Annotated in this window: 8 protein-coding genes and 1 pseudogene; all 9 read right to left on the bottom strand. The window is 30.6% G+C overall.

Features of this window, described 5'->3' with window-relative positions; translation table 11 throughout:
- Positions 1 to 22: 22 nt before the first annotated feature.
- A pseudogene (locus HALSAC_RS17845) lies at positions 23 to 495 on the bottom strand (transposase); the annotation flags it as partial.
- Between the two features lie 381 nt (positions 496 to 876).
- Positions 877 to 1,095 (bottom strand): tautomerase family protein, encoded by a 219-nt coding sequence (locus HALSAC_RS0110305; protein WP_027339085.1) that lies wholly within the window; start codon positions 1,093 to 1,095, stop codon positions 877 to 879.
- 295 nt (positions 1,096 to 1,390) lie between these two features.
- On the bottom strand, positions 1,391 to 3,028 hold the full coding sequence (locus HALSAC_RS16560; protein ID WP_051412060.1) for a methyl-accepting chemotaxis protein: 1,638 nt from the start codon (positions 3,026 to 3,028) through the stop codon (positions 1,391 to 1,393).
- A 640-nt stretch (positions 3,029 to 3,668) separates the two neighbouring features.
- A complete protein-coding gene (locus HALSAC_RS16555) occupies positions 3,669 to 4,271 on the bottom strand; it encodes a hypothetical protein (RefSeq protein ID WP_027339087.1) in 603 nt (200 codons plus the stop codon).
- Between the two features lie 15 nt (positions 4,272 to 4,286).
- A complete protein-coding gene (locus HALSAC_RS17095; RefSeq protein WP_156924137.1) occupies positions 4,287 to 4,436 on the bottom strand; it encodes a hypothetical protein in 150 nt (49 codons plus the stop codon).
- Positions 4,423 to 4,851, bottom strand: coding sequence for a GTP-binding protein (locus HALSAC_RS16550; RefSeq protein WP_027339088.1), 429 nt, complete (start codon positions 4,849 to 4,851; stop codon positions 4,423 to 4,425). The genes HALSAC_RS17095 and HALSAC_RS16550 overlap by 14 nt, the downstream gene beginning before the upstream one ends.
- 37 nt (positions 4,852 to 4,888) lie before the next feature.
- Positions 4,889 to 5,521 carry a GTP pyrophosphokinase gene (locus tag HALSAC_RS15640; RefSeq protein ID WP_035571385.1) on the bottom strand — a complete coding sequence of 211 codons (633 nt, stop codon included), beginning with the start codon at positions 5,519 to 5,521 and terminating at the stop codon, positions 4,889 to 4,891.
- Positions 5,522 to 5,732: 211 nt separating this feature from the next.
- A complete protein-coding gene (locus tag HALSAC_RS0110265; RefSeq protein WP_027339089.1) occupies positions 5,733 to 6,470 on the bottom strand; it encodes a hypothetical protein in 738 nt (245 codons plus the stop codon).
- 159 nt (positions 6,471 to 6,629) lie between these two features.
- Positions 6,630 to 6,830, bottom strand: a 201-nt coding sequence (locus HALSAC_RS15635) for an amino acid--tRNA ligase-related protein (RefSeq protein WP_035571771.1), incomplete at its 5' end; no start/stop codon positions are given.

Below are 6,830 nucleotides of genomic sequence, written 5' to 3'. Positions count from 1 at the left end.
TTTCTTCTTTGTCTTTTTAGACTTTTTTATAATTACCATAGGTCAACTCTTCTCTACTTACAAATAGGATGCCTTTATCTATATAATTATAGATAGTCTTCCAATGTAATTCTATTTCAAAATCTTCACTATTTTTTATCATATCTGCAATTACTTCTGGAGAATACTTATCTTTGATTTTTTCCTCTATAAACTCAGCTAACCTGTGATCTTTACCTATTTTATTTTAGCTCCTTTAGCTGTAGCATTTTGATCATATACCTTTTGAGCCTTTAATGCATCATATTCTATTCTAATTGTATAGTCCCAATTTAATAGCTCTATTTTGCCTTTTTTAACCTCTCTGCTTATTGTAGTTCTATGTCTACCTAACTCTTGTGCAATCTCTTTGGGAGACTTGTTTTGTTGATTATACAAGTGTTCTATTACTTTTCTATCTTCCCATTTTAAGTGTTCACCTTTGTTCTCATTTGTGTTATAATTATCTTGGCACATATCAATACCTCACTTTATGTTATTTGTGGTTATTTAACATTATATATGAGGTATTCATATGTGTCATTTATTTTTTGCACTATCCGTGCATTTAATTATACAATGTTCCTTCACATCCAGGGCCAACATCTATCAGTCCTACCTCCATTCATCCTCTTAAATATGATATAGCTAACCTGCTGGTTTAGGCGAAGTGAACCTAGAACTCTAACTCCACTTTTTAGCTAGACTTATTTAAAATTGACCCTTTATAAGACACTAAATTACTTGATTTACCTATTTATAAACGGAAATGAATATAATTTATACAATTAACCTTCAAAAACAATTAATTTCTACACTTATCCTATTTCTGTTACTTTGATATTTTAATTATTTTACCTATTCACTTCCTTCCAAATAACAAGCATTTCCAAACTTCAAAGAATGAATTTCTCCCCCTGTTGCCCAGTTGTCCCTTGAATATTCATCAAATACCACAGTAACCCATTCAGGTTTCACATCAAGAATTCTACTTGCTTCTTTTGTTATAACATCTACAAATTCTTGTTTTTCTTCTAATGTTCTTCCTTTAGCCATTTTCACATTAATATATGGCATAAGAATTACCTCCTAAGTTCTCAATTTTCAACTGCCTTTTATGATTCTTAAGTAATCTTTAGGCCTTAATCAGATCTTAGTCTTCGCCAAGCCTTAAGTCTTTAAAAATTTACAACTATTAAGCTTCAATTCTCAAATGTATTGCTTAAAAATGTTCAAGAATATCGCTCATATCTTCCGTTTTAAGATATACATCCTTAATAAATTAAATTCTTAGTTAATGATAAGCCATAATAAATTATTAATTGAATCAAATAATACCTCATAAGTTTAAGATTCTTTAAATACAATTTAGTTAAACCTTCTTATATTTAAATTGTTTTACTAAACTTTGTAATTCTTGAGCCATATCTGATAACTTTTCTGATGAAGTAGTAAGCTCATTAGACATCTTCTTTATATCATCTGTTGAATTTACTATTTCATCACTATTTTGTGCTAAATCATTAGTTGTATTAGCAGTCTGCTCTATTTGAATTGAAGTTTCTCGAACTGAATCTTTAATTTCTTCAAAAACGCTCCCTGTTTGTTTTGCTATTTCTTGTCCATCTTTAGCTTTTCTCACTACCTCTTTAACTTTTTCTATTGCTTTTCTAGATTGTTTTTGAGTTTGGGTAATTAAATTAGAAATTTCATCTGATGCATTAGTAGTTTCACTTGCCAACTGCCTTATTTCTTCTGCTACAACTGCAAAACCTTGACCTGCTTCTCCTGCTCTAGCTGCTTCAATAGCTGCATTTAAAGCTAATAAATTAGTTTGTTCTGCTATACCAGTAATTAATTCAACTATTTGTCCTATTTGTTCTGAATTTTCACCTAATTTATTAATTACACCTACAGTTTCATCTATTGTTCTATTAATTTTTTTAATACTATCTAATGTATGTTCAACATTTTGGCTGCCTTTATTAGTTTTTGAATTAGCTTCTTGAGAAAAACTTGCTACCTCCTGAGAACTAGCGGAAATTTGTTGGATACCTGCTGACATATTCTCAATTAACCCAATAGCTGTTTCTATACTCGTATTACCTTGTTCAGCTAATAATAGCAATTCTTTACTAAAGGATGATACCTCTTCTGTAGAGCTGCTAATAACACTTAAAACATCTTCCTTGTTTGAAATTATACTCTGAACTGCCTTTGTTAACACTTCATAAACACCTGATTTTTCGTTTAACAACTCTTCTAATCGATTCCGATTAGAGATATTAGAAGAAACTTTATATAATAGAACATCTTCTGATATGTTCTTGGTGGCTATCCTTATATCTACCCCTACAACTCCTATTGCTTTTTTTCGGCTTATAATTGGTAGTGAAATTGTAGTCATTAAGTCGTTATTAAATGGGCAAATATAAGGCTCTATTACAGTTATCTTTTTTTCTTGCATAGGGCGAGTATAAAATTTTTCATTTACCCCAGCATCAATCCCTCCATCTATCTCTTTAGTATCTATTAAGTTAATTTCTTCCTCTAAATTCCGACAATAAGAAAAAAACCTCCCAGTCTCATCATGATTAACTTTATTTCTATACATATCATCTTTATTATCAAAAGCATTAGGTTCCCACATAGTCCAAACACCTAGAATATAATCTTCTCCTCTTTCTCTTAGTGTGTTTTTTAATAAATCATCTATTGTTTTCCTATCTTTACCTTTGGCTTTGATTTTTTTAACTTTATTAAGGACATCTTTTCCAATTTCTAGTCCAGACTCTAAAACATAATAATCTTTTTTCATTTCAGTTCCGTATTTTAAATATTGAATCAATAATTCCATATAAGCTTTATTATTTTTTGACTTAATAACTTGAAATCCAAATAAAGATACAAGCCCAATAATTCCTGTAGTGAATAGGATTAAATTAGACCTCACAATAAAAATAAATATAGAAATCACTAAAAAAATAAGTGATTTAATTAAATAATTCATTTTTATTCCCCCTTCATATTTTACTTATAATATAATACCGATATTTTAGTTAGTTTTGAAAACAATAAATATATTTTGATATTACAACTTATCTTAAACTCTTTTTTCTTCAGATCACACGATTTATTTGCTCCCAAACCTCTTAATAACATTAAAACCAACCATATATCCCTCCTTCAAAGCTTCCTAAGTTATACTGATACCTCTTTAATATCATAACTCTCCTAGCCCTTTATAAGAACTTTTAAAAAACATTTCACTCTAAAACTATATATTATATTATGAAATATTATTATAGTTATTTTTATTTTTCATCTATTCTCAACCAAAATCCACTTACCAAACCTTGATTATCATCTTTTGTTTACCTATTTTAAAGTTAATATATAAAACCCATCATAATTAGCTCTTATAAAAATATATAAGCCAAGATCTGCCTTAACATTACATTTTATAATGAAATTTATACAAAAAAATACAGCGCTATTATGTATTTCTACACTAAAAATTATATTCCTTCGATATTTTGTAAATATAAAGTTAATTCTCTTTTCAAATAAATTAAACTGACCAACGCCCACTTTCAATATATATTATTTTACTATTCCACAATGTACCTTCTGCTCTACCTCATACCAAGCTACTGTATAACCTTGACCTTTAGTACTTCTAATTGGATTGGCCCTATTATCTGAACCTGAATCTCCTGTAGCTCTTCTTCCCAGCTAACACTTAAGGAGGGATCTTCATCATTTAAAATTTTAAATGATGAAGATCCCTCCTTAACATTTGTTGTAGAGCCAAAGATAACCTTCGACCTTAGAGTAGGTATGCTATTGTAAGATAAACTTTGAACCTCCCCACCCAATCCTAAACCAGCCTTGGTCTTAGAGAGACCCATAACTCCAACCAGTTGACCCGCCTGAGCAGATTCTACTGCTTGATATTTCTCTCTGGTATAAATCCTAAGCCCAGTGATCTTCTCACTAACCTCCTCTTCTCCTGATAGATAAGTAAGCTCATCTCTAACATTAACCTTGCCATCCAGCACCTTCATAAATGAGGTCCTATTGCCTTGTTTATCATGACCAATCTTATATATTCTAGCTTTAAATTCTTGGTCACTATAATCTGTTTCTGTCAGAAAGTGAAGGTTATCAAGAAATTCAATTATCCCTTCATCATATAAGGCTGACCCACTAGAAGCTAAATACAATCTATTCTCCTTGATCATCTCTTTCATCTTATTTAGCCAAATTTATTTGTTGTACTCTCCTTCTAGATAACTCTCTAAGAGCTTATCATCTCTTTCAGCCACAAACTTTATAACTTCTTCAGTTAAACCTTCTTCTAAAGAAGTAAGTAGCAGACAGATATCTTGGGCCAAATCAACTCTAATCTCTTCCATTACCCTCTCTATCTGCCCCAACTCTATCTGTTTTATTGATAAAAAAGAAGGATGGAATTTGATGCTTCTTTAGTAATTCCCAAACTGTCTCTGTATGGCCCTGCACCTCTTCTACAGCACTGACGATTATAATTGCATAATCCATAACCATAATAGCCCTCTCCATCTCAGGTGAAAAATCAATATGACCAAGGGTATCTATTAGATAATAAGTATCTCCTCTATGCTTCATAAGGGTCTGATCTGAGAATATGGTTATACCCCTTTGCCTCTCTATCTGATGGGTATCCAAATAAGATCTCTGATGATCTACCCGACCAAGGTCTCTAATTGTATCTGTATGATATAAAAGCCCTTCTGAATAGGTATTTTTATCTGCATCAACATAGGCTATGACTCCAATTGTTTTGTTCATTGCTATGCCTTCTGGTAATTACAGAATATAATTAATTTTATAATTCTTTCTTATGTTTTTTCAGTTCATCACGTATTCTTACAAATTCTATATCTGCTATCTCTAAGAGCCCCGCCAATCTAGAGAATTTCCTTCTTATCTCTCTGGGAACTGCTTCTTCACTCTTATACCCTAAATCATGTTCTATCTCTGCCCAAGCATGCTGTAAGATTGAAGATATTTGTATCTCAACCTTATAATCTTTAAATTTCTTATTTTCTGCCAACTTTAATCGATGAGGAGATAATTTTAAAATATAATGAAGAGATAGATATCCAAACCTATCTGGCTCTAATAAGTTACGTTTATCTACAGAATTACCATAATCGATCTCAAACTCTCTCTTTATAATTTTAGCCACTTTATCAACCTCATCTTCAAAAAAAGTGATTATTCTCACCCCAGAAAGATCAGTAATATCAGATAGGTTATTATATTCTTCTTCAGATTCTTTAAGTTTATTTTTCAGGCTTGATTTCTCTTTTGCTCTGGAATTGATAGAATGAATATTTATATTGCTTCCCTCTAGTAACTCTTCTATTAATTTTTTTGTTTTCTCAGTAAAGAGTTCATAAAGGCCATATTTTTCATCATATTCATTGAGAATAGCTTTAATCTTATCTTCTTCCATCTTATACCCCTCCTAAATTGAAATATACCGCTTAGATAATAGAAAACTATTATATTCCCTATTGAATAGACTGATATAAACCGATAGGTTTGAATGTGCTTATGTAAGTTCTATATTCTGTGCAATCAAATCCACTTTTATAAATTTCGACAGACTACTTTAAAAACCCTTTAATATTCAAAAGAGGAGAATCTAATCCTTTCTTACTATTTTATAAATCAAAACCTGCTTCTAAAAGAAGTCTCTCTTCTAACTCTTCATCTTCATAATCTTCATTCAACTTGCAATAAACATAAGCCATAGCTAACCCTGTCACTGGTACAGTCACAAGTAAACCTAGCAACAAAACAAGAGCACCAACTATATTAATAAGTAATATCACTATCATAAATAAAAATAGTTCTCCTTTAATCTCTTCTGTAACCTCTGCACTCCTCTCTAAAGCTTCAAGTGGCCCTAGCTCTTGATCTACAATAAAATAGTCAACAAAAAAGAATTTTATAGCTAAAATAATACCAATAATAACTCCAAGAACCACTCCAAAGAAGAAAATAAGATCAGAAACAAATAAAATAGATATAATTATGGGAGTCACGACTCCAATAGCTACTATTAATCCATACAATAATATCCCTACAAAGTATTTAAAAAATAGATGATAATTTCTAAAGAGCTCCATTACCTCTAGCCTATCCCCTTCTCCTCTTGCCAAAGTTATTAATATCTTTAAATATCCAATCTCGACCATATATATTACAAATAAATGCAATAAATTAACTATCAAAAATAAACCTACATTACTTATTAACATCGCCTCAATAAAGAACTCGGGAATAATAATAATTAAGAGGTTAATTATAAATACCCCTATTAGAAATCCCCAATTTTCTTTAAAGAGCTTCCAACCAAAGCTTATTGCCCCATCTACATAAAATTTAACTTCGCTCAACAATAAAACCTCCTAATAAGTTATATAATTATATTTATAAACCTCTTACAATATATAACTTACAGCTCTTTATTGTGACAAAATTATTATCTTAATATACCAAAATAAGGGCCAACGATATCGTTGGCCCTTAACTCTAAAACTCTTCTCTTATACTATTTAAAATTTTGCATTACCTGGGGTTCTTGGGAAAGGTATTACGTCACGAATATTAGATATACCTGAGATATACATCAATATTCTTTCAAAACCTAAACCAAATCCAGAATGTGGTACAGTACCATACTTTCTTAGATCTAAAAACCACTCATACTTATCAAGATCCATACCTTCCTCTTTCATAATATCAACTAAAACATC

This window comes from Halonatronum saccharophilum DSM 13868, assembly GCF_000517025.1.
Taxonomy (GTDB): domain Bacteria; phylum Bacillota; class Halanaerobiia; order Halobacteroidales; family Halobacteroidaceae; genus Halonatronum; species Halonatronum saccharophilum.
This window is presented reverse-complemented; position numbering and strand designations above follow the sequence as displayed.